The sequence below is a fragment of the Paracoccus yibinensis genome (genome assembly GCF_030846195.1).
GTDB classification, from domain to species: Bacteria; Pseudomonadota; Alphaproteobacteria; order Rhodobacterales; family Rhodobacteraceae; genus Paracoccus; species Paracoccus yibinensis.
The window spans coordinates 19,055-42,615 of record NZ_JAVCWH010000011.1; the positions used below are offsets into that span (position 1 = coordinate 19,055).

24 protein-coding genes and 2 pseudogenes are annotated in these 23,561 nt (G+C 66.4%); 2 read left to right on the plus strand and 24 right to left on the minus strand.

All coding sequences use genetic code 11. From position 1 onward, the window contains the following. Positions 1-20 precede the first annotated feature (20 nt). The 14 genes from RAH32_RS16870 to RAH32_RS16935 form a co-directional block, all read right to left on the minus strand. Positions 21-1,175 carry an ABC transporter substrate-binding protein gene (locus RAH32_RS16870; protein WP_306609414.1) on the minus strand — a complete coding sequence of 385 codons (1,155 nt, stop codon included), beginning with the start codon at positions 1,173-1,175 and terminating at the stop codon, positions 21-23. Between the two features lie 182 nt (positions 1,176-1,357). Continuing rightward, positions 1,358-1,669 (minus strand): hypothetical protein, encoded by a 312-nt coding sequence (locus tag RAH32_RS16875; protein WP_306609415.1) that lies wholly within the window; start codon positions 1,667-1,669, stop codon positions 1,358-1,360. Between the two features lie 543 nt (positions 1,670-2,212). Further along, positions 2,213-2,689 carry a MarR family winged helix-turn-helix transcriptional regulator gene (locus tag RAH32_RS16880; protein ID WP_306609417.1) on the minus strand — a complete coding sequence of 159 codons (477 nt, stop codon included), beginning with the start codon at positions 2,687-2,689 and terminating at the stop codon, positions 2,213-2,215. 351 nt (positions 2,690-3,040) lie between these two features. Continuing rightward, the gene (gene kynA, locus RAH32_RS16885) at positions 3,041-3,871 is read right to left on the minus strand and encodes a tryptophan 2,3-dioxygenase (protein ID WP_306609419.1); all 831 of its coding nucleotides are present in this window, start codon (positions 3,869-3,871) and stop codon (positions 3,041-3,043) included. Positions 3,872-3,901: 30 nt separating this feature from the next. Then, the gene (locus RAH32_RS16890) at positions 3,902-4,054 is read right to left on the minus strand and encodes a hypothetical protein (protein ID WP_306609421.1); all 153 of its coding nucleotides are present in this window, start codon (positions 4,052-4,054) and stop codon (positions 3,902-3,904) included. 37 nt (positions 4,055-4,091) lie between these two features. Beyond that, positions 4,092-4,892: an alpha/beta hydrolase gene (locus RAH32_RS16895; RefSeq protein ID WP_306609423.1), complete on the minus strand. Its 801-nt coding sequence runs from the start codon at positions 4,890-4,892 to the stop codon at positions 4,092-4,094. Beyond that, complete coding sequence (locus RAH32_RS16900) at positions 4,892-6,541, minus strand: AMP-binding protein (protein ID WP_306609425.1); 1,650 nt, start codon at positions 6,539-6,541, stop codon at positions 4,892-4,894. Before RAH32_RS16900 ends, RAH32_RS16895 begins: the two co-directional genes overlap by 1 nt. A gap of 66 nt (positions 6,542-6,607) precedes the next feature. Continuing rightward, on the minus strand, positions 6,608-7,006 hold the full coding sequence (locus RAH32_RS16905) for a RidA family protein (protein ID WP_306609427.1): 399 nt from the start codon (positions 7,004-7,006) through the stop codon (positions 6,608-6,610). Then, positions 6,996-7,415, minus strand: coding sequence for an acyl-CoA thioesterase (locus RAH32_RS16910; RefSeq protein WP_306609429.1), 420 nt, complete (start codon positions 7,413-7,415; stop codon positions 6,996-6,998). The genes RAH32_RS16905 and RAH32_RS16910 overlap by 11 nt, the downstream gene beginning before the upstream one ends. Beyond that, complete coding sequence (locus tag RAH32_RS16915; RefSeq protein WP_306609431.1) at positions 7,412-8,548, minus strand: acyl-CoA dehydrogenase family protein; 1,137 nt, start codon at positions 8,546-8,548, stop codon at positions 7,412-7,414. The genes RAH32_RS16910 and RAH32_RS16915 overlap by 4 nt, the downstream gene beginning before the upstream one ends. Positions 8,549-8,591: 43 nt before the next feature. Next, complete coding sequence (locus RAH32_RS16920; protein WP_306609432.1) at positions 8,592-9,419, minus strand: enoyl-CoA hydratase family protein; 828 nt, start codon at positions 9,417-9,419, stop codon at positions 8,592-8,594. After that, positions 9,412-9,846, minus strand: a complete 435-nt coding sequence (locus RAH32_RS16925) for a MarR family winged helix-turn-helix transcriptional regulator (protein WP_306609434.1) — start codon at positions 9,844-9,846, stop codon at positions 9,412-9,414. Before RAH32_RS16925 ends, RAH32_RS16920 begins: the two co-directional genes overlap by 8 nt. Then, complete coding sequence (locus tag RAH32_RS16930; RefSeq protein ID WP_306609435.1) at positions 9,843-10,580, minus strand: SDR family NAD(P)-dependent oxidoreductase; 738 nt, start codon at positions 10,578-10,580, stop codon at positions 9,843-9,845. Before RAH32_RS16930 ends, RAH32_RS16925 begins: the two co-directional genes overlap by 4 nt. Continuing rightward, positions 10,577-12,862 carry a bifunctional salicylyl-CoA 5-hydroxylase/oxidoreductase gene (locus tag RAH32_RS16935; protein WP_306609437.1) on the minus strand — a complete coding sequence of 762 codons (2,286 nt, stop codon included), beginning with the start codon at positions 12,860-12,862 and terminating at the stop codon, positions 10,577-10,579. The genes RAH32_RS16930 and RAH32_RS16935 overlap by 4 nt, the downstream gene beginning before the upstream one ends. Before the next feature lie 256 nt (positions 12,863-13,118). Here RAH32_RS16935 and RAH32_RS16940 point away from each other — a divergent pair, with 256 nt between their 5' ends. Next, a complete protein-coding gene (locus tag RAH32_RS16940) occupies positions 13,119-14,237 on the plus strand; it encodes a 3-hydroxyacyl-CoA dehydrogenase (RefSeq protein ID WP_306609439.1) in 1,119 nt (372 codons plus the stop codon). After that, a pseudogene (locus RAH32_RS16945) lies at positions 14,234-14,472 on the plus strand (3-oxoadipyl-CoA thiolase); the annotation flags it as partial. The gene RAH32_RS16940 and the pseudogene RAH32_RS16945, both read left to right, overlap by 4 nt. Before the next feature lie 118 nt (positions 14,473-14,590). Here RAH32_RS16945 and RAH32_RS16950 read toward each other — a convergent pair. The 10 genes and pseudogenes from RAH32_RS16950 to RAH32_RS16995 form a co-directional block, all read right to left on the minus strand. After that, positions 14,591-15,649: a linear amide C-N hydrolase gene (locus tag RAH32_RS16950; RefSeq protein ID WP_306609441.1), complete on the minus strand. Its 1,059-nt coding sequence runs from the start codon at positions 15,647-15,649 to the stop codon at positions 14,591-14,593. 295 nt (positions 15,650-15,944) lie between these two features. Next, a pseudogene (locus RAH32_RS21570) lies at positions 15,945-16,166 on the minus strand (hypothetical protein); the annotation flags it as partial. Between the two features lie 39 nt (positions 16,167-16,205). Then, positions 16,206-16,370, minus strand: a complete 165-nt coding sequence (locus RAH32_RS16960; RefSeq protein WP_306609445.1) for a hypothetical protein — start codon at positions 16,368-16,370, stop codon at positions 16,206-16,208. A 30-nt stretch (positions 16,371-16,400) separates the two neighbouring features. Further along, positions 16,401-17,603 (minus strand): kynureninase, encoded by a 1,203-nt coding sequence (gene kynU, locus RAH32_RS16965; RefSeq protein WP_306609447.1) that lies wholly within the window; start codon positions 17,601-17,603, stop codon positions 16,401-16,403. A 15-nt stretch (positions 17,604-17,618) separates the two neighbouring features. Further along, positions 17,619-18,437 (minus strand): SDR family NAD(P)-dependent oxidoreductase, encoded by an 819-nt coding sequence (locus RAH32_RS16970; RefSeq protein WP_306609449.1) that lies wholly within the window; start codon positions 18,435-18,437, stop codon positions 17,619-17,621. Then, positions 18,434-19,750 (minus strand): branched-chain amino acid ABC transporter permease, encoded by a 1,317-nt coding sequence (locus RAH32_RS16975; protein ID WP_306609452.1) that lies wholly within the window; start codon positions 19,748-19,750, stop codon positions 18,434-18,436. The genes RAH32_RS16970 and RAH32_RS16975 overlap by 4 nt, the downstream gene beginning before the upstream one ends. Next, complete coding sequence (locus RAH32_RS16980; RefSeq protein ID WP_306609454.1) at positions 19,747-20,760, minus strand: branched-chain amino acid ABC transporter permease; 1,014 nt, start codon at positions 20,758-20,760, stop codon at positions 19,747-19,749. Before RAH32_RS16980 ends, RAH32_RS16975 begins: the two co-directional genes overlap by 4 nt. Further along, the gene (locus RAH32_RS16985; protein WP_306609455.1) at positions 20,757-21,467 is read right to left on the minus strand and encodes an ABC transporter ATP-binding protein; all 711 of its coding nucleotides are present in this window, start codon (positions 21,465-21,467) and stop codon (positions 20,757-20,759) included. The genes RAH32_RS16980 and RAH32_RS16985 overlap by 4 nt, the downstream gene beginning before the upstream one ends. After that, entirely contained in the window at positions 21,464-22,297 is an 834-nt protein-coding gene (locus RAH32_RS16990; RefSeq protein ID WP_306609456.1) for an ABC transporter ATP-binding protein, read from the minus strand. The genes RAH32_RS16985 and RAH32_RS16990 overlap by 4 nt, the downstream gene beginning before the upstream one ends. Positions 22,298-22,325: 28 nt before the next feature. After that, positions 22,326-23,513: an ABC transporter substrate-binding protein gene (locus RAH32_RS16995; protein ID WP_306609458.1), complete on the minus strand. Its 1,188-nt coding sequence runs from the start codon at positions 23,511-23,513 to the stop codon at positions 22,326-22,328. Positions 23,514-23,561 lie beyond the last annotated feature (48 nt).

The following is a 23,561-nucleotide window of genomic DNA, read 5'->3' on the forward strand; positions in this document are numbered from 1 at the left end:
CGCCCTGCCCGCAAGGGGCGTCACTTCATCGGGCACTCGCCGACATAGCTGTCGGTCGCTGCGGTGAAGACCTTTTCGACGATCGAGGTGCGATAGTTGCCCTCGTCATCCTTGATGGCCTTGGTCAGGTAGAAGTCCTGGATCGGAAAGTTGTTGGACGCAAAGGCAAACTCGCCCCGCAGGCTGGGGAAATCGGCGGCCTTCAGCGCGGCGCGCAGCGCCTCGCGGTCCTCGGTTCCGGCGGCTTCGACCGCGCTGTCGATCAGCATCATCGAGTCATAGGCCGCCATCGCATAAAGCGAGGGAACGCGGCCATAGGCCTCCTTGAAGCCTGCCACGAACTCGGCATTGCCGGGCGTGTCCAGGTCGGGCGCCCAGTTCGATCCGGTCAGCATGTCCAGCGCCGCATCCTGTTCGGCTGGCAGGGTGGTTTCATCCACGGTGAAGGCAGACATCAGCGGGATCGAGGACAGCCCCGCCTGCCCCCATTGCTTGACCAGGTTCACGCCCATTCCGCCCGGCATGAAGGCATAGACGGCGGCAGGCTGGGCAGCGGCGATCTGGGCCAGCTCGGCCGAGAAGTCCAGCTGCCCCAGCGGCACGAACAGTTCGCCCGCGATCTCGCCCTCGTAGACGGCCTTGAAACCGTTCAGGCTGTCCTGCCCCGCCTGATAGTTCGGCGCCAGCAGGTAGACATTTTCGATACCCTGCTGGTTCATGTGCTGGGCCAGGACCTGCGGCATCTGGTCGTTCTGATAGGACACGACGAAGATGTCCGGGTTGCAGTCCTTGCCGGCGAAGTTCGACGGTCCGGCATTGGGGGATACCAGGATCGCGCCGCCCTGCGTCACCGGGGCCGCAATGGCCGTCATGATGTTCGAGAAGATCGGCCCGATAACGAAATCCGCGCCCTGCCCCTCTACCAGCTCGCGGGCCTTCTGGGCGGCCACGTCGGGCTTGCCCTCGTCGTCGATGACGATGATCTCGGCCTCGCGCCCGCCGACCTTGCCGCCCAATGCCTTTTCGGCCAGCAGGATGCCGTCGCGGGCATGTTCGCCCAGAACGGCGGGCGGACCCGACAGGGTCAGCAGCACCCCGATCTTCACGGGGTCATCGGCAAGTGCCGCCGAGGCGACAGACAGGGTCAGGGCGGTGGAAAGGGCCATGAGGCGCATGGATGGGTTCCTGTTGGTGATTCATCGTTTATTGTTGGAAACAATTTCATACATGAAGCTTTGCGAATGCAAGAAAAATATTGTCCGCAGAACGATCGGGATGCGCCTGGCCCTCACGCGCCTGACTTCGGCAAGCACCGCAGGCTTGCGGACGCGACCCGCCGACCCCCGCATGTCCTGCTTCATTCCTGAAACAGGACGAGGCGCCGATGATCCCTTGCGGGCCAGGATGGCGGGATCCGAAGCTGCTGCCAATGGTCCAATGCAAACTGGCCCATGTGACTGAAACCACGGCGCATTGCCAAGCCGTTCAGGCCGTTGCGGCCGACCCGCCCAGCCTTGATCCCGGCGCGGGTGGGGTGAAGGCGCATCACCGTCAAAACCAACGGCGGCGTTGCGGTGGCTGCGAAAGGCCCGCCACAGGCTGCCGGTGCTGGTCCCGCGGCTTCGGGGACAAGCGCGGAGGTTGTGTTTATATCCAGAAGCGCGGCCATGAAAAGCTTGCCCCGACGCAGGATGCCCGGGCGGGGATCGGGTGCGGCCCTGGACTTAGCAGGCCGGACATCGCTGCCGCGAATTCGTCCGGCGAATCGGATCGACGCCAGAACTGCGCCTGCTGCATGATCCCTTCCCGATCAGGCCGCACATCATTCGACCGGCAAATCCGGGACAAGGCAAGCCTTGTTCTTCGTCCCGGATGCTTTAGAACTGAAATTTACAAGCTTGGAGGACTTTCCAGCTTCTGGCGCCCTTGCTGGTGTTCTGACGCCGTGGCCACGGCCCGCTGGTGACATCCCATCAAGACGACCGGATCTACAACCTGTCGGGCAAACACGCCCAGGATCATGCCTTGGCAATGTCGTGCTGATCACGCCCAACGGTCAGGCAGGCAAGGACATTATGGCGGGGTTCAAGCACAGCACTCCAGTGGCGGCGTGCCTTGGGCTGCGGCACCGGGTGCGCCGCCACGGGTTCCTGATAACGCTTGGAAGGCTTGGCAGTGCCTGTCGTCACGTGACAGACGGTCCCTTGCTCCCTTACCGCTGCGCCTTGTGCCGGATGTCCAGCATGATCGAGATGCCGCGCGCAGCATCCGCTTCAGTCACCTCCTCGAAAAGCTCGTCGATCCAGCCGCGGTGCTGTGCCGTTATCTCTCGCATCAGCTGCGCGCCGGTTTCGGTAATGCGGACGCGGAAGGCCCGTCGGTCGGTTTCCATCGTTTCGCGTTCGGCCAGACCGTCGGCGACCAGCCGGTCCACGATCCCGGTCACATTGCCGTTCGACACCATCAGCTGTTGCGACAGTTCCGTCATGCGCAATCCGTCCGGCGCGGCCAGAAGCGCCGCCAGCACGTCGAAGCGCGGCAAGGTCATGTCGTATCCCTGCCGCAGCCGTTCCCGCAGGTCGCTTTCGACATAGCGGACCGCCTTCAGCATATGCAGCCACAGCCGCAGGCGCTGACGCACAACGTCACCATGCGGATGGAGAGGGGCAGCCATTTCCTTCGAGTCCATCTGCTTGCCTTTCGATCGCTGCGCATATGCCGGATTGCAGGGCCACCTGGGTGATCGACGCCCTGTCCATCAACCTTCTGCAAAAGATACCATATAGCCCTGATGAAATTTCATATCCATAATGATTATGGCCTGCTGCCGCCTTGCCGAAGGACGCGGCATCATCCCGAAGATCAGCGCCAGGACGACCAGTCGCCTTGCAATGTCGGGTGATGATCCTGCCCGGACAGCCAAGACTTGCTTTGATTGTGAAACATTCCGATGAAGCAAGGCTCGGGGCCGGTCCACGGGAACAACACATGGCCGCGCCGTTTCGAAGCTCCGCGCTGCCATCCAGCCGGATGCGCATCGCTAGAGTTCGGTGCGCACGCGCCACAGTTCGGGGAACAGCTCCACCTCGAGCATCCGCTTGAGGTAGCTGATACCCGCCGTGCCTCCGGTGCCGCGCTTGAAGCCGATCACCCGTTCGACCGTGGTCACGTGGTTGAAACGCCACCGGCGGAAGTAGTCTTCGAAATCGACCAGCTTCTCGGCCACCTCATAGGCTTCCCAGTAACGCGGGGGATCGCGATAGACCGTGGCCCAGACCGCCAGCACCCCCTCGTTCATGGTCCAGCCCTGGCGCAGGTCGCGCTCCAGCACCTCGGACGGGACCGGCAGGCCCAGCCGCGCCAGCCGCCGCAGCACCTCGTCGTAAAGCGAGGGCCGGGCCAGTTCGGCCTCCAGCTTCTCCAGCAGGTCGGGGCGATGCCCGTGGGGCTTCAGCATCGCAAGGTTGCGGTTGCCGACGGCATATTCGATCAGTCGGTACTGCCAGGATTGGAAGCCCGAGGACTGGCCCAGGTCGTCGCGGAACCGCGTGTATTCCGAAGGCGTCATGGTCCGCAGCACGTCCCAGGCGGAATTCAACTGCTCGAAGATGCGGGCCACGCGCGCCAGCATCTTCAGCGCCTCGGCGGTGCGGTCTTCGGCGATCATGCGCCGCGCCGCATCCACCTCGTAGAGCGCAAGCTTCATCCACAGTTCCGACGTCTGGTGCTGGATGATGAACAGCATCTCGTCATGGGCGGTGGACAACGGCTTCTGCGCCGACAGGATATGGTCGATCTGCAGATAGTCGCCATAGGACATGCGCTGCCGGAAATCCGTCTGGGCGCCGTCCTTGGAAGGATCATAGGTCATTCTGGCTTTCCTTGTTTCTGAAACGGACAGTCAGGCGGAAAGCGGAACCTTCTGGTCCAGGACCGAAACCTGCCCGATCCGCTTCCAGATCGTGATCCACCCCTGCGGCCGGCAGACGCAGGGAAGATCCCGGGAATTGCCGGGCGGCACCAAGGCACGGCGGGCGGTATCAGGGCGAATCATCGGGCGTCCTTGGGGTTGATGGAAGCAACCGGCAGGTTTAATCCGTTAGCAATTCGGTCACGAGAGGGGAAGCGGGCTGTTTCAGTCCCTCCAGGATCGAGAAGTGGTTGTGGCCGGGTTCCTCGACCAGTTTCGTGCGGGCAAGGCCGTCCCATATCACGGACAGCAGACGGGACTGGCGCCGGAACTCGGGCCTTTCCTCTGCGCCCACCCAACAGGTCAGTCGGGCTGCGTCCACCGGGCGCAGCAGCGCGGGGCTTTCGGCCTCGGCTTCGGCATCGGTCAGGCGCAGGTCCTTGTTCATGTCCGTCCGTTGCAGCAGGCGCAGGTCGTGCAGCCCGCTGACCGAGACGGTCTTTTCCAGGCGCGCCAGCACGTCAGGCGCAAGCGGGCCGTTCCGGCACAGCATCCGGCAGGCCAGATGGCCGCCGGCCGAATGACCGATCAGCCGGATCGGACCATCGACAAGCGTGGCCGCCTTGTCGATCGCCGCGCCGATCTGACGGGTGATCCGGGAAATCCGCGCCTCGGGCGCCAGCGTATAGCCGGGCAGCGCGACCGCCCAGCCATTCGCACGGGCGCCTTCGGCAAGGTCGGTCCAGTCGGATTTGGAACATCGGATCCAGAAGCCGCCATGGACGAAGACCAGCAGGCCCTGGCAGGGGCCGTCGGGGCGGACCAGATCCAGCTTCTCGCGCGGTTCGGGGCCGTAGGGGATGTCCTCCTCGACCGGAACCTTCTGCCGATAGGCGGCCGCCTGCGCCGCCCATATCCCGGGAAGCCTGTCCGAGCCGGGAATATGGGCCGAATTGGCGAATTCGTCGTTCCAGTCGCGCATCAGTCGTTTTCCGTTCTGGCGGCACGCAGCTGGAACCTCTGGATCTTGCCGGTCGAGGTCTTGGGCAACGCGTCGGTAAAGATCACGCTGCGGGGATATTTGAAGGGGGCGATGACCGCCTTCACATGGTCCTGCAACAGTTTGATCATCTGCGCATCGCCCGTCTGCCCGGCGGCCAGGACGACATGGGCCTGAACGATCTGGCCCCGTTCCTCGTCCGGCGCGCCGATCACGGCGCATTCCTGCACGGCGGGATGGGACAGCAGCGCGGCCTCGACCTCGGGTCCGGCAATGTTGTAGCCCGCCGACAGGATGATGTCGTCGGTGCGGGCGGCGAAATGGAAATAGCCGTCTTCGTCTTGCCGGAACGCGTCGCCGGTCAGGTTCCAGCCGTCGCGGACATAGACGCCCTGCTTTGCCGGATCCGCAAGATAGCGGCAGCCGGTCGGACCGCGCACCGCCAGGCGCCCCACCTCTCCGCGCGGAAGTTCCTGCATGTCGTCGCCGACGATCCTGGCCTCATAGCCGGAAACCGGCTTGCCCGTGCAGCCCGGCTGATGGTCGTCGAAGCGGTTGGTGATGAAGATGTGCAGCATCTCGGTCGCGCCGATCCCGTCCAGCATCGGCTTGCCGGTCTTTTCCCGCCACTCCTCATAGATCGGCGCGGGCAGGGTTTCGCCGGCGCTGACCGCCGCGCGCAGGCTGGACAGATCCGCCCCCTGATCCATCGCCCGCAGCATCACCCGATAGGCGGTCGGCGCGGTGAAGCAGACGGTGGCGCGGTGTTCCTGGATCATCTCGATCAGGTTCGGGGGGCTTGCCTGTTCCAGCAGCACGGCGGACGCGCCAAAGCGCAGCGGAAAGACCGCAAGCCCGCCCAGGCCGAAGGTGAAAGCCAGGGGCGGGCTGCCGATGAACACGTCGTCGGGGGTGACGTTCAGGATCTCTTTCGCATAGCTGTCGGCAATGATCAGCAGGTCGCGGTGGAAATGCATGGTCGCCTTGGCCTCTCCGGTCGAACCCGAGGTGAAGCCAAGCAGCGCCACATCGTCGCGCCCGGTCCGCACGGCATCGAAGCGCACGGGCTTCTTCAGGGCGGCGCGGTCAAGTTCGGCATCGTGGTTGGCCGTTCCGTCAAAGCCGATCACGGTCTTCAGGAAGGCGCTGCCCTTCTGACAGGCCACCAGGTCGTCCATTAGCCGCGTGTCGCACAGCGCATGGCTGACCTGGGCCTTGTCCACGAACTTGGTCAACTCGCCCGCGCGCAGCATCGGCATGGTATTGACCACCACGGCGCCGGCCTTGGTCGCGGCCAGCCAGCAGGCCACCATCGCCGGATTGTTGGCCGAACGGATCAGCACCCGGTTGCCGGGCCTGATGCCGTAATCCTCGACCAGGACATGGGCGATGCGGTTGGTCCAGTCGCTCAGTTCCTTGTAGGTGCGGCTGCGGCCGTTCCCGATCAAGGCGATGCGGTCCCCGAAGCCCTTTTCGACCATGCGGTCCGTCAGTTCGACCGCCGCATTCAGGTATTCCGGGTATTCGAACCCTTCCAGCTTCAGGTCGGGACAGGCCTCGGGCGGGGGCAGGTTGTCGCGCGTGAACGTGTCTTCATGCGCCGAAGGTCCAAGCGGCAGGTTGCCGGTCATCTGCGAATCTCCCAGTTGGGCGGGGCGGCATCTTGGCGTGCGCTGACCCGCGTTTCGCCTGTCCCGTCAGGCGGGAATCACGGCGGTTGCCTCGATCTCGACCTTGGCGCGATCCTCGACCAGGGCCACCACCTGCACCAGGGCCATGGCCGGATAATGGCGGCCGATCACCTCTTTGTAGGCTTGTCCGATCCGCTTCAGCGCGGACAGGTATTCCTGCTTGTCGGTGACATACCAGGTCAGGCGCACCAGATGTTCGGGACGCGCCCCGGCCTCGGCCAGGATGGCGACGATGGATTGAAGGGCGGTGCGCACCTGTTCGCCGAAATCGTCGGTTTCGAATTCCTGCTGGTCGTTCCAGCCGATGATCCCGCCGGTGAACACCATCCGGCCGGTGGCCGCGATACCGTTGGAATAGCCCGGCGTGGCTTTCCAGTTTCTGGGATGCAAGACCTCATGCCGCATCGCTTGTCTCCTTGAAAAATGTCATTTTATCGCGGATCACGTCGGGCCATGGCGCGGCGCGGCCATCGCGCCCCACCCAGACCAGGGTCGAGACGCATTCCAGCCTGTCCTGCCCGCCCGCGCTGACGCGCTGCACCAGCCGGACGCTGGAACGTCCGACCTCCTCGATCTCCAGCACGAATTCCAACACCTCTCCCAGGCGGGAAGGGGCGCGGAAGCTCGCGTCGATATGGGCGGTGGGAACGGCGCAGTCTTCTTCGACATGGATGCGGGCGAAGGGATAGGCCAGCACGTCGGCGAAGAAGTTCTCGATCGTGGAATTCAGCATCTCGAAATAGCGGGGATAGAAGACGATCCCCGCCGGGTCGCAATGGTTGAATTCGACCGGGACGCGGCGGCGATATCTCATTCCAGCACGCTCCGGGCGATGACCACGCGCTGAACGTCGCTGGCCCCTTCATAGATGCGCAGGGCGCGGATGTCGCGGTAAAGGCTTTCCACCGGACAGCCCTTGCGCACCCCGTCGCCGCCATGAAGTTGAAGGGCCGCGTCGATCACCTGCTGGGCGGATTCGGTGGCGTAAAGCTTGGCCATCGCCGCCTCGCGGGTGATGCGCGGCGCGCCTTGGTCCTTGGTCCAGGCGGCGCGATAGACCAGAAGGGCCGCCGCATCGATCTTCAGCGCCATGTCGGCCAGATGGCCTTGGACCATCTGCAAGCTGGCAAGGGGCTGGCCCTGGATCCGGCGGCTTTTCACACGCGCCAGGGCCTCATCCAGGGCGCGCCGCGCCATGCCAAGCGCCGCCGCGCCAACGGTCGGACGGAACACGTCCAGCACCGACATGGCCAGCTTGAACCCCTCGCCCGCCTTTCCAATCAGGGCGGTGTCGGGCAGGAACACGCCGTCCAGCTTCAGCCGGGCCAGGGGATGGGGCGCGATGACCTCGATCCGCTCGGCGACAGAGAGGCCGGGACTGTCCGCTGGCATCAGGAAGGCCGACAGCCCGCGCGCGCCCGGCGCCTCGCCCGTGCGGGCGAAGACGACGTAAAGATCGGCGATACCGCCGTTCGAGATATAGGTCTTTTCGCCCGTCAGCCGCCACCCGCCATCCGCCCGCTGGGCCAGCGTCGCGGTATTGGCCACATCGGACCCGGAATCCGGTTCGGTCAGCGCAAAGGCCGAAATCGCACGGCCCGCGCGGGTCTTGTCCAGCCATTCGCGCTGTCCCGGGGTGCCGAACAGCGACACGGCGCCCATGCCCAGGCCCTGCATGGCAAAGGCGAAATCGGCCAGGGCGTCATGCCGCGCCAGGGTTTCGCGGATCAGGCACAGGCTGCGCACGTCCAGCCGTTCGTCTTCGGCCGCGCCGGAATGGCGCAGGAAGCCCGCCGATCCCAGCGCCGCCACCAGGTCCCGGCAGGCCGTATCCACATCGCCGTGATGGACCGGAAGATGGCCCGCGCACCATTCCTCCAGCGCCGCCGAAAGCTCGCGGTGCCGGGCCTCGAAAAACGGCCAGTCCAGAAAGCTGCGATCCGCCATCCCATTCCATCCTTTCCTGGCGCCGGGCATCCCGCCCGCGCCGTCAGTCCCCGGCAAAGACCGGCTTTTCCTTGGCGACGAAGGCGTGATAGGCGCGCTCGAAATCGCGGGTCTGCATGCAGATCGCCTGCGCCTGCGCCTCGGCCTCGATGGCCTGTTCCAGCCCCATGTTCCATTCCTGGTTCAACTGGGTCTTGGTGATGCCATGGGCAAAGACCGGGCCGTCCGCGATGCGCCGGGCCAGCTTCAGCGCCTCGGCTTCAAGCGCCCCGGCATCGTGCAGCGCGTTCCAGAACCCCCAGGCCGCGCCCTCCTCGGCGCCCATGACCCGGCCGGTATACAGCAGTTCCGCCGCGCGGCCCTGGCCGATGATGCGCGGAAGCATGGCGCAGGCGCCCATGTCGCAGCCGGCCAGACCAACGCGGGTGAACAAAAAGGCGCATTTTGCATCCGGCGTGGCCAGACGCAGGTCGGATGCCATCGCGACGATGGCCCCTGCCCCCACCGCCACCCCATCGACCGCCGCAATGATCGGCTTGCCGCAGCCGATCATCGCCTTGACCAGGTCGCCGGTCATGCGGGTGAAGGCCAGCAGATCTTTCATGTCCATGCCGACCAGCGGGCCGATGATGTCATGCACATCCCCACCCGAGCAGAAGTTCCCGCCGTTCGAGGCGAAGATCACCACATCCACGTCGGTGGCATAGGCCAGCGCGCGGAAGGTGTCGCGCAACTCGGCATAGCTTTCGAAGGTCAGCGGATTCTTGCGGTCGGGGCGGTTCAGCCGGATGGTGGCGATGCGGTCCTCGACCTGCCACAGGAAATGCCGGGGCGTCAGGCCAGCAAGCCGGGTTCTGGTCAGTTCATTCATCTCGTTCCGCCCTTTTCAAGATCTCGGTCATCGCATCCACGTCCTCGTCGCCCAGCCGGGCGAAGATCCGCGCCACCTCGGCCTCGTGGCCCGCGGCCAGGCTTTCAAAGGCCGCCAGGCCCTCGGGGGTCAGCCCGACGAAGACTGTCCGCCGGTCGGTCTCGGACGGGGTGCGCCGGGCCAGACCGTCCTTTTCCAGCCGGTCCACCACCACCGTGGCATTGCCGTTCGACACCAGCAGCATCCGGGACAGATCGCTCATCGTCATGTTTTCGCGCCGGCGATACAGCGCGGCCATCACGTCGAAGCGCGGCAGCGTCGTGTCATGGGTCACGCGCAGATATTCGCGCAACTCGTTCTCGGCCCGGCGGGTCACGCCCAGAAGCCGGATCCACAGCTTCAGCCGGCGCTTGGATCCCTCGGTCATGTCTCGCCACCGGCGATGGCGATGGCCTGTCCGTTGACGCCCTCGGACCCCGGCGCGCACAGCCACAGCGCGGCGGCGGTGACCTCGGCCGGTTGGATCAGGCGTTTCTGGGGGTTGGACGCAGCCAGGGCGGCCCGCGCCTCGTCGTAACTTTTCCCGGTCTTGGCGACGATATTGGCGATGGAACGGTCGGTCATCTCGGTGTCCAGAAAGCCGGGACAAAGCGCGTTCACCGTCAGCGGCTTCCTTGCGACCTCTTGCGCAAGGCTGCGCACCAGACCCACGACACCGTGCTTGGCCGCCGCATAGGGCGCCACATAGCCATAGCCCTTCAGCCCTGCGGTCGAGGCGACGGCGATCAGCCGCCCCCAGCCCGGCATCTGCGCCAGCCCCTCGCGGAAGGTCAGGAAGGTGCCGGTCAGGTTCACGGCCAGCATGGCGTTCCACTGGTCCAGCGTGGTGCGGCCGAACGGCGCGCTGTCCGCGGCACCGGCATTGGCGATCACGATGTCGCAGGGACCGGCCTGTGCGAACAGCACTTTGACGCTGGCTTCATCTGTCACATCCGCCGTCAGGGCGCGCGCGCCGGTGCGTTCGGCCACCGCTTCCAGGGGTGTGGCCCGCCTGCCGCAGATCACCACCTCGGCCCCGGCCGCGGCGAATCCCGCCGCAAGGTCGGCGCCGACGCCGGTGCCGCCCCCCGTGACCAGCACGCGCTTGCCCGCAAGCGTCATGCCCGGATCGCCTCTTGCTGGCGTTCGCGCAGACGATACAGCAGGTCGCGACCGCCCTTGTAGGGCGCGGGCCATTCCACGTCCTGCTCGCCCTGTTCGGCGGCGGCGTGCAGCGTCCAATAGGGGTCGGCCAGGTGCATCCGCGCCAGGCAGACCAGATCGGCACGGCCCGCCATCAGGATACCGTTCACCTGGTCGAAGTCGCTGATGTTGCCGACCGTCATCGTCGCCAGCCCCGCCTCGTTGCGGATGCGGTCGCTGAAGGGGGTCTGGAACATCCGGCCATAGATCGGTTTTTCCGCCGGATCGGTCTGGCCCGAGGACACGTCGATGATGTCGGCCCCGGCGTTTGCGAACATCCTCGCGATCTCGACCGCTTCTTCGGGGTCCACGCCGCCGTCGATCCAGTCATTGGCCGAAATGCGCACCGACATCGGCTTGTCCTCGCCCCAGGCCGCGCGCATCGCCCGGAACACCTCGAGCGGATAGCGCATCCGGTTTTCCAGGCTGCCGCCGTATTCGTCGCTGCGCCTGTTGGTCACGGGAGAGATGAAGCTGGCCAGCAGATAGCCGTGGGCGGCGTGCATCTCGATCATGTCGGCGCCTGCGCGGGCGGCCATTTCGGTCGAGGCGACGAACTGGTCGCGCACCATGTCCATGTCGGCGCGGTCCATTTCCTTCGGCACGACATTGCCCGGCCTGTAGGGGATCGCACTGGCCGCCATCACCTGCCAGTTGCCGGTCCGCAGCGGCGCGTCGATGCCGCCGTCCCAGGGCACGCAGGTCGATCCCTTGCGCCCCGAATGGCCGATCTGGATGCACAGCCTGCACGAGGTTTCGGCATGGATGAAATCGGCCAGCCGCCTCCACGCCGCCTCGTGTTCCGGCGCATAAAGGCCGGGGCAGCCAGGGGTGATCCGGCCTTCCGCGGACACGCAGGTCATCTCGGTATAGATCATCGCCGCGCCGCCCTTGGCGCGTTCGGCATAATGGATCAGGTGCCAGTCGGTCGGGCAGCCATCCACCGCCTTGTATTGCGCCATCGGCGACATGACGATGCGGTTCTTCAACGTCATGTTGCGCAGCCGGAAGGGCGCGAACATCGGGCGGCTGCCAGGCTTGCCGCCGGCGCGTTCCTGGAACCAGTCTTCGGCCCCGGCCAGCCATTCGGGATCCCGCAGGCGCAGGTTTTCGTGGCTGATGCGCTGCGAGCGGGTCAGCAGCGAATAGGCGAATTGCGGCGGCTCCATGTCCAGGTAGCGCTCGACCTGCTCGAACCATTCCAGGCTGTTGCGGGCCGCCGATTGCAGGCGCAGCACCTCGAGGCGGCGTTCTTCCTGATAGCGTTCGAAGGCGCGTTCCATCGTGGGTTCGGAATGCAGGTATTCCGCCAGGGCGATGGCCGAATCGAAGGCCAGCCGGGAACCCGAACCGATCGAGAAATGCCCTGTCGCCGCCGCGTCGCCCATCAGCACGACGTTTTCATGATACCATTTTTCGCAGATCACGCGGGGAAACTGCATCCACACGGCCGAGCCGCGCAGATGCGCCGCATTCGACATCAGGTCGTGGCCGCCCAGATGACGCTCGAAGATCCTGCGGCAGGTCTCGACCGTTTCTTCCTTGGACATGTCGGGGAAGCCCAGCTTCTCCCATGTCTCGGGCAGGGTCTCGACGATGAAGGTCGCGGTGTTGTCGTCGAACTGATAGACATGCGCCCAGATCCAGCCGTGCTCCGTCCGTTCGAAGATGAAGGTAAAGGCGTCGTCGAATTTCTGATGCGTTCCCAGCCAGACGAACTTGCACAGGCGGGTGTCGATGTCGGGCTTGAACACATCGGCATATTCACGGCGCACCAGCGAATTGATGCCGTCGCACCCCACCACCAGGTCATAGTCCTTGCGATATTCCTCGACCGTTCGGAACTCGGTCTCGAACTGCATGTCCACGCCCAGGTCGCGGGCGCGCTGCTGCAGCAGGATCAGCATCTGCTTGCGCCCGATCCCGGCGAATCCATGCCCGCCCGACACGGTGCGCACGCCGTCATGGACCACGGCGATGTCGTCCCAATAGGCGAAGTGGCTGCGGATTTCCTCGGTGCTGACGGGATCGTTCTTCTGCATCCGGCCCAACGCGTCATCCGACAGGACCACGCCCCAGCCGAAGGTGTCGTTGGCCTTGTTGCGCTCCAGCACGGTGACCTGGTGCGAGGGATCGCGCAGCTTCATCGAGATGGCGAAATACAGTCCCGCAGGTCCGCCGCCCATGCACAAGATCTTCATCTCTCAGCTTCCCCACAGTGGTTTTCGACAGGTTGCCAGCAAATGGAAATTACTTCAAGCTTAAATTTTTAAGCTTGAAGGATTTCGTCCTTCTGCGATGATCTTTCCATGATGCTGTTGCACGAACCGATACCTGGCGGGCTGCGCCTGCCCTGTGCAAACCCGCGCACAGGATCCAGACCGCTGCGCAACAGTCAGCCAAGGCCAAGGGCAGCCCCGCCTTTCGCCAGACACATAAGCCGGAGTTTCAGGGAACATGACCACACTTGCCGTTATCGGTCTGGGCACGATGGGCCTTGGCATTGCCCAGACCTATGCCGCCGCAGGCTTTGCCGTCCTGGTCACCGATGCCGTCCCGGCGGCGCGCGACACCGCGCTGACCCGCCTGCGCGACAGCCTGCTGCCCCGTGTCCAGGCGGGCAAGCTGGCGCCCGAGGCGATGGAGGCGCTGCTGGGCCGCATCACCGTCGTGCCTGGTCCCGAGGCGATGGGCACCGCCGCCCTTGCCATCGAGGCGGTCGTCGAGAAGATCGAGGTCAAGCGCAGTCTTTTCGCGGGACTGGAGGCCGCAGTGGCGCCGGATGCGGTGCTGGCCACCAACACCTCGTCCCTGTCCGTGACTGAGATGGCGCAGGGCCTTGCACGACCCGAACGGCTGTTGGGCCTGCATTTCTTCAACCCCGCGCCGGTCATGAAGCTGGTGGAACTGGTGGCCCATCCCGGCACGGCAGCCGATGCGCTGGCGCGGGCGCGGCAGGTGACCGAGGCTGCCGGAAAAACCGTGATCGCCTGCCCCGACCGGCCCGGCTTCATCGTCAACCGCTGCGCCCGCCCCTTCTATGGCGAGGCTCTGGCCTTGCTGGAAGAAGGCCGCAGTGCCGCCGACATCGACGCGGCCATGCAGGCTGCGGGTTATCGGCTGGGACCATTCGCCCTGATCGACCTGGTGGGCGCGGACATCAACCTGGCCGCGACCGAAAGCCTGGCCGCTGCGATGGACGGGCATCCACGCTATCACGTCTTTGACGCCTTGCGGCGGCAGGTCGCGTCAGGCGATCTTGGCCGCAAGACCGGCAGGGGCTTTGTGCATCCCCAAAAGTCCGCTACGCCGCCACAGGATGCCGCCGCCATCGCCCTGCGGATCGAGGCCGCCTTGGTCAACGAGGCTGGCTGGCTTCTGGCCGAGGGCGGCACGACCCCGGATGGCATCGACACTGCACTGAAGCTGGGCCTCAACTTCCCGCGCGGCCCGTTCGAAATCCTGGCGGCGCATGGCCGTGCCCGCCTGCTGGACGAACTGCACCGCCTGGCCGGTGCTGCCCCCTTCCATCTGCAAGGCCGCTACAGCCCCGCCCCCTTGTTCAAGAAAGCATGACGGCCGGCCATATCTGCTTTTATGTCCGCACGCCGATCGGCCGCTTTGGCGGCCTGCCGTCCATGGTTCGCGCCGACGATCTGGGCACGATCCCCTTGCGCGCGCTGATGGCGCAGAGCGCGGATGTGGACTGGCGGTCGATGCCGTGATCTTCGGCTGCGCCAACCAAGCAGGCGGGGTCGAGTCGATGTCGCGCGCGCCCTTCGGGATGCCCAAGGCGGAAAGCGCCTGGAGCGCATGGCGAGCCACGTCCTGTCTTGTTCATGGGACTGCGGCGACAATCAGGACGGCGCCAGGGGCATCGCGAAGCAGAACCCCGAAGTGGCGCAGGTGCGTGCATCCTGTGGGCCGGCTCACTCGGCGGGTTCAAAGGCGAAGGCCTCGGCCGCCGTGAACTGCCCCGACACCTCGCCCGACAGGATGCGGCCCATATCCACGCCGAGGTCGAGCTTCAGCGCCGGGGCGCCGTCCGAGAAATCCAGCCGCTTGAGATCCACCCAGAAGGCATTGGGCGACAGCGCCGATTCCACGTAGAACAGCCGGTCGGCCTGGTCGGCGACGACGCGCCAGCGCGTGGTGGCCAGGTTCGGTGAACCCGGCACACTGATCCCCCAGGGGGTGGACACGTTGCGGATCACGCTCATGGTCGCCGCGGCGGCCAGGCGCGGGTCGGCCGATTGCTGCACGGCGTCGATGTAGAACGACGCGCGCACGAAGCGGTCGGTGGCGCGGCTGGTACCGGGCAGGAAGTCGCGCGGATTCACGCGGTCCCAATAGGCCCGCACGGCAAGCTGCTCCTCATAGCGCGGCTCGTTGGTCATCACGCGATAGTCGCGGGAGTGGTGGATCACCAGTTCGCCGGCGATCCATTCAAGGACGGCGCTGTCCCCGGTGGCGTCCGACAGCGACAGGTGCACGGTGGTCATGCGCCCAGGCATTGCCGGCACCTCGCCCGTCACGGCGTCGAAGGGGCGGGCGCGCAGGTCGTCCACCGCCTCGGCCACGGTGGCAAAATTGTCAAGGAAGTACTGCGCCCAGATCGACAGCGACATCCGGGGGGTGGTGCCGTCATCCGCGGGGTATTCGGCGTCCACCAGCCACAGGAGGTTGGCAACCAGCCCCGCCTCGTTCATCCCGTCCACAGTCGAGATGTCATAGCCCGAGACGGCGAGGCTGCCGTATTTCGAGGTCCATTTCACCGAACGGGGGCCAGCCTCGCCGTCCCGTTCCATTCCGCGTGGGAAGACCCACAGGTTGCTGGTGATGGGCGCGCTCCAATCGAAGCTGCGTCCCGTCATCACCCGCCCCTCGGGGCCGAGATAGACGGCACGGGTGCAGGCTTCCGCGACCGTCGCGGATCCCAGCATCGCCGCAAAAAGCAGGGCTGCCGCCCCGCGCAGGTTCAAGGTCATCCGTCGTCTCCTCAGATCGGAATCGCCAGGTGACACCCGGCAGCGGCCCCGAGATCGTCGTCTCGAAAGCAGTCCCGTCGTCGTCATAATCCACGGGAAGCCACCGGTAGTCACCCGAAACGTAGATGTTGTCGTTCACGGCATGGTTGACGGTCGCGATGATCTGCCCCGTCCGGCCGGACCCGACGCCGAAGCCGCCGACATCGCCGAAAAGGGTCGCCCAGAATCGCGGCAAGTTCTCCATTTCCAACGACACCCACTCGTTGTAGCCGCCCATGCGCATGACCGAGAAGAACTCCTTCCACCATCGCAGGTCATGGCCCGCGCCGACGACCAGACCGTGTTTGAAATGGGTGTCCCTGCCGTGGCAGTGGTGGATTGCGTCGCCCAGGGCGCGCGCGGCGGCAATCGGGCGGGCGTGTTTCCAGAACAGATGGCTGGGATCCAGGTTCATGCCGACCTTCGGATCGACCTCGCCCTCTAACCGGAACAGGGTATTCGGGTTCCAGACCAGCATGGCCGAAAATTTTCCGGGGCGAACTTCTCGACACCGGCTTCATGCCGGGCTGACGCCGCAGTCGGCGGCAAGCGCATTGGCAATGCGGCTGGTCCATTCAGCCCGTGAGACGATCGAAGCCCTCCAGGCGATCAGCGGCCGGAAATCGCTCGGCGGAAGGCGGTCGCGCGTGACGCTGTCCAGATGTCCGGTTGGACCACGCATGTCGTAATCTCTCCCCAATGCAACGGCGACTCAGGTTACGGCCCTGCCGACCGGTCTGCGGAACTCGGGCCTGTCCCAAAGCCGGTCCCGCATCACCCGGCCCAGGGTGGCGGCAGCCTGGCGCACGTCTTCGAGGCTGACATAAAGCGGCGTGAAGCCGAAGCGCAGGATGTCGGGCGCGCGAAAATCGCCGATCACGCCCTGCGCGATCAGCGCCTGCATGATGGCATAGCCCTGGGGATGGCGGAACGACACCTGGCTGCCGCGATGGGCCGGGTCGCGCGGGGTGGCAAGGGTCAGGTCCGGGCAGTCGGCCTCGACCAGGCGGATGAACAGGTCGCCCAGTTCCAGCGACCGGGCGCGCAGGTCGTCCAGGTCCACGTCGTCCCAGACATCCAGCGCGGCGTCCAGGGCGGCCAGGTGCAGGATCGGCGGCGTGCCCACGCGCATCCGCTCCACGTCGGCGGCGGGGCGATAGTCCAGGTCGAAGGCAAAGGGCGCCTCGTGTCCCATCCAGCCCGACAGGGCGGGCCGGGCGCGGTCCTGGTGGCGCGGGGCTACATAGATGAAGGCCGGGGCACCGGGACCGCCGTTCAGGTATTTGTAGGTGCAGCCCACGGCGAAATCGGCATTGCAGGCCGCCAGATGCACGGGAAAGGCCCCGGCGGAATGGGCCAGATCCCAGACGGTCAGGACGCCTAGGCCTTGGGCGCGGGCGATCAGGGGCGCCATGTCGTGCCTGCGCCCGGTGCGGTAATCGACCTCGGTCACCAGCAGCACGGCGACGGATTCGTCGAGGGCGTCGGCCAGATCCTCGGGTTCGACCAGCCTGACGCGGACATCGGGGCCGATCGTGCGGGCCAGGCCCTCGGCGATATACAGGTCGGACGGGAAGTTGCCGGTATCCGACAGGATCACGCGGCGCGTGGGGTTCATCTCCAATGCCGAGGCAAGGGCCTGATAGACCTTGATCGACAGCGTGTCGCCCATCACGACGCTGCCGGGCTCGGCCCCCACCAGGCGGGCGATGCGGTCGCCCACGCGGGCGGGAAGGCCGATCCAGCCCGCCCGGTTCCAGCCGGTGATCAGCATCCGGCCCCATTCGTCGCCGACCGTGCGCGCCAGCCGTTCGGCCACGCCGCGCGGCAGCGGGCCGAGCGAATTGCCGTCCAGATAGATGATGCCTTCGGGCAGATCGAAGGCGCGGCGGGTCGCATCGAAATCCGTGGTCATGGCGGCGTTTCCCCCTCAGTGCACCGTATGTTCCGACATCAGGCCGGGCCGCACGCCCAGACCCATCGAGGCGTCCAGCACCGCGCCATGCAGCACGCGCGACGGCGGGCTGGCCAGGAAATGCACCAGGGCGGCGATCTCGGACGGCTCGATCAGCCGCCCCTTGGGCAGGCGCGACAGGAAGGCCGTCAGGTCCTTGCGCGGCATCTTGGACAGGGTGCTGGCCTGGAACATCGGCGTGTTGGTGGCGCCGGGGCAGATGGCGAAGACATCCACCTCGGCATGGACGGCCTCGGCGGCCAGTTGCCGGGTCAGGAAGGACACGGCCGCCTTGCTCATGCCGTCGGACAGGCGGAAGCCGGGGAAGGCGGTGATCCCGCCGCCGACGGAACTGATGTTGATCAGCTTGCGCCCCGCGCTGCCTGGCAGGGCCAGGAACTGCTGGCACATCTTCAGCGTGCCGTCGGCGTTGATCGCCAGCATCAGGCTGTCCTGCGCCTCGGGGTCATTGGAAAAGGCCGCGACGGTGGCGGACCCCACGGCGGCGTTGTTCACCAGCACGTCGATGCGGCCATGCCGGTCCGCTACGTCCGCGATGCAGCGCCGGATCGAATCCGCGCGGCGCAGGTCCAGCGGATGCACGGTGACGGCCAGGTTGCCAAAGCCGCGCTGCACGTCGGCGGGATCCTCCACCCCCTCCACGCAAGTGATCGCGACGGTGGCGCCATAGGCGGCCAGCCGTTCGGCGCAGGCGCGGCCGATGCCGCCCGTGCCGCCGGTCACAAGGGCCACGCGCCCGGTCAGGTCGAAGGGGGCCAGCAGGTCGGCATTCATCGGGAGGACTCCGGGGTTGTTTCGGGGATCAGGCCGCGCGGGGAAAAGCGCATGACCAAGACAAGGATCAGGCCCATCACCACATAGCGAAGCTGGGCCGGCCCTTCCTCAAGCGCGAGGCGGACGGGGTTGTCGGGGGCAAGGGCGGCGGCGCCCGCCTGGGCCAGCCACAGGCCCGCGGTTTCGGCCTGCACCCAGACGAACCAGATCAGGAAGGCGCCAAGGATCGCGCCCTTGTGGTTGCCCGATCCGCCGATGATGACCATCACCCAGATCAGGAAGGTGAAGCGCAGCGGCTGATAGCTGCCGGCGGTGAACTGGCCGTCCAGCGTCACCAGCATCGCGCCGCCGATGCCGACGATGGCGGAACCCAGCACAAAGGCTTGCAGATGGCGGCGGGCCACGTCCTTGCCCATGGCGCGGGCGGCCTCCTCGTTGTCGCGGACGGCGCGCATCATCCGGCCCCAGGGCGCGCGGGCCAGCCGTTCCAGCGCCCACCAGATGATCAGCAGCACGGCCAGGAACCAGGCCGAATAGGCCAGCTTCACCAGGACGGAGGCCGTGTCGCGCAGGGGCCAGTCCAGCGATGCCGCCAGCCGCTGCACCCATCCGGCGGCTTGCAGGTCGGCCTCGAACGGCACGGGGCGCGGCAGGCCGGTCACGTTCTTGACGCCGCGGGCCAGCCATTCCTCGTTCCGCAGGACGGCCAGGATGATTTCCGAGATCCCGAAGGTCGCGACCGCCAGGTAATCCGACCGCAGCCCCGCCGTCAGCCGCCCGATGGGCCAGGCCACGGCTGCGGCCAGCAACCCGCCGATGGCCCAGGCCAGCACCACCGGCAGGCCGAGCCCGCCCAGATAACCGGCGCTTGCGGCGTCCACGGCCTCGATGGCGGCGGTGGCGGGCAGGAACCAGCGTTGCGACAGGGCCAGCCCCAGCAGCACCACCGCGCCCACGGCCGGGCCGCGCCACAGGGACCGTTCACCCATCCGCCGCCACAATAGAAAAGCAAGCGCCGCCGTCGCCAGCAGCACCGCGCCAGCCGCCAGCAGCCCGCCACCCCCCGCAGCCCAGGCCGCCCGCACCGGCGGGGTCGAGATCAGCACCACCGCCAGCCCGCCCACGGCGGCCGATCCCATGGTGCCCACGTTGAACATCCCCGCCACGCCCCACTGGACATTGACGCCCAGGGCCATGACCGCGGAAATCAGGCACAGGTTCAGGATGGTCAGCGCAAGCTGCCAGCTTTGCAACAGGCCCACGGCCAGCAGGACCGCCGCCATCGCGGCGAACAGCAGGGGGGTGCGGCTCATCGGGCGACCTTTCCGAACAGGCCCGCCGGGCGCACCAGCAGGACGATGACTAGGATCAGGAAAGAGACGGCGAACTTGTATTCGGTGGACAGCGCCTGGACCATGCCCTCGGGCGCGAGCGTGGCAGGCAGGACATAGGCCAGCGCCTTCTTCCAGGCGAAGGTCAGCGCCAGTTCCGAGAATGCCACGATCATGGACCCGACGATCGCGCCCAGGGGGCTGCCCAATCCGCCCACCACGGCGGCGGCGAACATCGGCAGCAGAAGCTGCTGATAGACGAAGGGGCGATAACCCTTGTCCAGCCCGAACAGCACGCCCGCCAGCACCGACAGCACCGCGACGATGATCCAGGTCAGCCGCACGATCCGGTCGGGATCGACGCCCGACAGCAGCGCCAGGTTGCGGTTGTCGGCATAGGCGCGCATCGACCGGCCCGCCTGCGTGCGGTTCAGGAACAGAAACAGCGCCACCGTTGCCACGACCGCCAGCCCGATGGTCAGCATCTGCGAGGTCTTCAGCACCAGCGGTTCCGCCAGGCCCGACCAGTCGCGGAAGCCCCGCGCGGTGACGATGAAGCGTTCCCCATCCTCGAAATCGCGGCCGTCGGGACCGATCACCAGCCGGATCACCCCGTTCGTCATCAGCATCACCCCGGCCGAGACGATCATGAACACCTCGGGCCGGGCATCGATGCGGCGGAAATGACGATAAAGCGCGCGGTCGGTGCCGATGAACACCAGCGCCATCAGCGGAACCGTTAGCACCGCTCCCAGCAGCGCGGTGGGCAGAACCCCCAGCGACACCCCCCTGCCCTGCAACCAGATGGTGAACAGGATGGTGATGGCGGTGGCCAGCGACAGGCCCTCGGCATGGGCGAAATTGGAAAAGCGCAGCACGCCGAAGATCAGCGTGACCCCAAGCGCGCCAAGCGCAAGCTGGCTGCCATAGGCCAGGCCCGGGATGATCAACATGCTGGCCAGATGCACCAGCCCGTTCAGCAGGTCGGTCATGTCCGCCCCCCCAGGAAACTGCGGCGGGTGTCGGGATCGGCCAGCAGCTCGCGGCCCGTGCCGGTGAAGCGGTTGGCGCCCTGCACCAGCACGAAGCCGGTATCGGCGATTTCCAGCGCGCCTGCGGCGTTCTGTTCCACCATCAGCACCGCCAGCCCCTGCGCGGCGATGCGGGTGATCTTGTCGAACAGCTCGTCCATGACGTTGGGGCTGACGCCTGCGGTCGGTTCGTCCAGCAGCAGCGCCAGGGGTTTGGTCATCAGCGCGCGGCCCACGGCCAGTTGCTGGCGCTGCCCGCCCGACAGCTGGCCTGCGGGCTGGTGGCGCTTGTCGGCCAGGATCGGGAACAGCGCGAAGATCTCCTCCAGCGTGGCGTCGATGGGATCGGTGCGCAGCAGGGCGCCCATCTGCAGGTTCTCGAACACCGTGAGGCCGGGAAAGACGTTGTCGGTCTGCGGCACGAAGCCGAGGCCCGCCTTGATGCGCGCCTGCGGGGCCAGCGCGGTGATATCGCGACCGTCCAGCGTGACGCGGCCCGAGGTCAGCCGCAGCATCCCCAGGATCGCCTTCATGGCGGTGGACTTGCCCGCGCCGTTGGGCCCGACGATGACGGCGATCTTGCCCCGGTCCACGGCAATGGTGCAGCCGTTCAGGATCGGCGGGCCGCCGTATCCGCCGGTCATGTCCTCGGCCCGAAGAAAGCTCATGGGGTTGCCTCCACCAGCGTTCCGGCAAGGCCGGTGCCCTTGGCCGCGCGGCCCCGGCCCAGATAGGCGGCGATCACCGCCTCGTCCGACAGGATGGTCTCCACCGTGCCGCGCGCCAGGCAGCGCCCTTCGGCCATGCAGGTCACGTCGTCGCAGAGGTCGGCGATAAACTGCATGTCATGTTCGACAAGGCAGAAGGTATAGCCGCGTTCCACGTTCAGGCGGCGGATGGCGTCGGCGATGGTGTAAAGCAGCGTCCGGTTCACGCCCGCGCCCACCTCGTCCAGGAAGACGATCTTCGGATCGACCATCATCGTGCGGCCCAGTTCCAAGAGCTTCTTCTGCCCGCCCGACAACCCGCCCGCAGGCAGGTCGGCGACATGGGTGATCTGCAGGAACTCCAGGATCTCGTCGGCCTTGGCGCGCAGGGCGCGTTCCTCGGCGCGCACGCGGGCGGGCTGGAACAGCGCGCCCAGGTAGGTCTCGCCCGTCTGATGCGCGGGTACCATCATCAGGTTCTCGCGCACGGTCAGGGTCGAAAACTCGCGCGCGATCTGGAAGGTGCGCAGCAGACCCTTGCCGAACAGCACATGCGGGGGCAGGCCGGTGATGTCCTCGCCCTCCAGGACCACACGGCCCGACTGGGGGCGGTAATAGCCCGCGATCAGGTTGAACAGCGTGGACTTGCCCGCGCCGTTCGGCCCGATCAGCCCGGCAATGCTGCCGCGCCGGATGGTCAGCGACATGTCATCGACCGCCTTCAGGCCGCCGAACGAGAGACACAGGTTCCGCACCACCAGAAGATCCGGCGGCGGGTCGGGGCGGGTCATGGCGGGATCCTTGTGAAAGCGCCGGGCCTTATTCGGCTGTCAGCATCCGAACGGTTTCGAAGCTGCCGCCCTTGTTCTCGAACTCGCGATAGCTGCCGGCGCTTTCGCCGGTCGCGATCATCTCGACATCGGACCCGCCGACGTAATCGACATCGCCGCCGTCCTTGAGGATCTGCAAGGCCTTCGCCAGCTCGCCCGGATAGATCTTCTCGCCCGGCGCATTGGCGACATCCATCACATGCTCATGCGCCTTGGCCGGATCGCCCGCCTTCTGCATCGCCAGGATGATCAGCGCCGCCGCGTCATAGGATTCGCGCACGAACGACCCGTCGCCCGCCTTGCCCGCCGCCTCTGCGACGGCGGCAAATTTCGCGGTCCCATCGCCTTCGGTCCAGGGGACGGTGCCGAAGATGTTCAGGTCGGGGCCGAAATCGGCCATCAGCTTTTCCGAATGCATCCCGTCGCCCACGGCGAAGCGGTCGAATGCGCCGCTGTCCAGCGATCCCCGGATGATGCCGTTGCCGCCCTGGTCGGAATAGCCCAGCACCACCAGCGCATCGCCCCCCGCCACCGACAGGGCCGAAACTTCGGCGGAATAGTCCGCCTTGCCATCGTCATGGGGCGCCACCAGCGTCACCGTGCCGCCCGCTGCCTTGTAGGCCGCGCCGAAGGCATCGGCAAAACCCTTGCCATAATCGTTGTTGGTATAGGTCACGGCCACCGTGTTGATGCCTAGGTCGATCAGAACCTTCGCCAGCAATTCGCCCTGCCGCGCGTCCGAGGGCGCGGTGCGGAAGAACAGGCCCTTGTCGCCGTCGGTCGCCAAGGCGGGCGAGGTGGCCGAGGGCGAGATCATCAGCAGGTTGTTCGGCACCGCCACGTTGTTCAGAACGGCCGTCGCCACGCCCGAACAGTCGGCCCCGATCAGCGCGACGATATGGTCCACCGTCACCAGCCGTTCCGCCGCCGCCGTCGCGGCCGAGGCATCCGTGCAGGTGCTGTCGCCGCGCACCGGCGTGACCGTCGCGCCGCCCAGCAGCAGCCCGCTGTCGCTGGCTTCCTTCATCGCCAGTTCGGCGCCATCCGCCATGGGCGGGGTCAGGGATTCGATCGGCCCGGTAAAGCCGAACAGGATGCCGATCTTCAGGTCGTCGGCCATTGCGGGTGCTGCCGAAAGGGCAGTGCCCAGAAGAAGGGGTCCAAGAACGCGTTTCATTGTCGGATCTCGCTGTTGGTGGAACGTTTTTTGGACGCTGACCGCTGC

Coding starts and splice junctions, on each gene's coding strand:
- RAH32_RS16875 (WP_306609415.1), bottom strand. CDS start 1,669: ATGGCCGCGCTTCTGGATATAAACACAACCTCCGCGCTTGTCCCCGAA.
- RAH32_RS16950 (WP_306609441.1), bottom strand. CDS start 15,649: ATGACCTTGAACCTGCGCGGGGCGGCAGCCCTGCTTTTTGCGGCGATG.
- RAH32_RS16910 (WP_306609429.1), bottom strand. CDS start 7,415: ATGAGATATCGCCGCCGCGTCCCGGTCGAATTCAACCATTGCGACCCG.
- RAH32_RS16975 (WP_306609452.1), bottom strand. CDS start 19,750: ATGAGCCGCACCCCCCTGCTGTTCGCCGCGATGGCGGCGGTCCTGCTG.
- RAH32_RS16935 (WP_306609437.1), bottom strand. CDS start 12,862: ATGAAGATCTTGTGCATGGGCGGCGGACCTGCGGGACTGTATTTCGCC.
- RAH32_RS16925 (WP_306609434.1), bottom strand. CDS start 9,846: ATGACCGAGGGATCCAAGCGCCGGCTGAAGCTGTGGATCCGGCTTCTG.
- RAH32_RS16890 (WP_306609421.1), bottom strand. CDS start 4,054: ATGATTCGCCCTGATACCGCCCGCCGTGCCTTGGTGCCGCCCGGCAAT.
- RAH32_RS16895 (WP_306609423.1), bottom strand. CDS start 4,892: ATGCGCGACTGGAACGACGAATTCGCCAATTCGGCCCATATTCCCGGC.
- RAH32_RS16930 (WP_306609435.1), bottom strand. CDS start 10,580: ATGACGCTTGCGGGCAAGCGCGTGCTGGTCACGGGGGGCGGCACCGGC.
- RAH32_RS16870 (WP_306609414.1), bottom strand. CDS start 1,175: ATGCGCCTCATGGCCCTTTCCACCGCCCTGACCCTGTCTGTCGCCTCG.
- RAH32_RS16970 (WP_306609449.1), bottom strand. CDS start 18,437: ATGAATGCCGACCTGCTGGCCCCCTTCGACCTGACCGGGCGCGTGGCC.
- kynA (WP_306609419.1), bottom strand. CDS start 3,871: ATGACCTATGATCCTTCCAAGGACGGCGCCCAGACGGATTTCCGGCAG.
- RAH32_RS16920 (WP_306609432.1), bottom strand. CDS start 9,419: ATGAATGAACTGACCAGAACCCGGCTTGCTGGCCTGACGCCCCGGCAT.
- RAH32_RS16940 (WP_306609439.1), top strand. CDS start 13,119: ATGACCACACTTGCCGTTATCGGTCTGGGCACGATGGGCCTTGGCATT.
- RAH32_RS16880 (WP_306609417.1), bottom strand. CDS start 2,689: ATGGACTCGAAGGAAATGGCTGCCCCTCTCCATCCGCATGGTGACGTT.
- RAH32_RS16980 (WP_306609454.1), bottom strand. CDS start 20,760: ATGACCGACCTGCTGAACGGGCTGGTGCATCTGGCCAGCATGTTGATC.
- RAH32_RS16915 (WP_306609431.1), bottom strand. CDS start 8,548: ATGGCGGATCGCAGCTTTCTGGACTGGCCGTTTTTCGAGGCCCGGCAC.
- RAH32_RS16900 (WP_306609425.1), bottom strand. CDS start 6,541: ATGACCGGCAACCTGCCGCTTGGACCTTCGGCGCATGAAGACACGTTC.
- RAH32_RS16995 (WP_306609458.1), bottom strand. CDS start 23,513: ATGAAACGCGTTCTTGGACCCCTTCTTCTGGGCACTGCCCTTTCGGCA.
- RAH32_RS16905 (WP_306609427.1), bottom strand. CDS start 7,006: ATGCGGCATGAGGTCTTGCATCCCAGAAACTGGAAAGCCACGCCGGGC.
- RAH32_RS16985 (WP_306609455.1), bottom strand. CDS start 21,467: ATGAGCTTTCTTCGGGCCGAGGACATGACCGGCGGATACGGCGGCCCG.
- RAH32_RS16960 (WP_306609445.1), bottom strand. CDS start 16,370: ATGCGTGGTCCAACCGGACATCTGGACAGCGTCACGCGCGACCGCCTT.
- kynU (WP_306609447.1), bottom strand. CDS start 17,603: ATGACCACGGATTTCGATGCGACCCGCCGCGCCTTCGATCTGCCCGAA.
- RAH32_RS16990 (WP_306609456.1), bottom strand. CDS start 22,297: ATGACCCGCCCCGACCCGCCGCCGGATCTTCTGGTGGTGCGGAACCTG.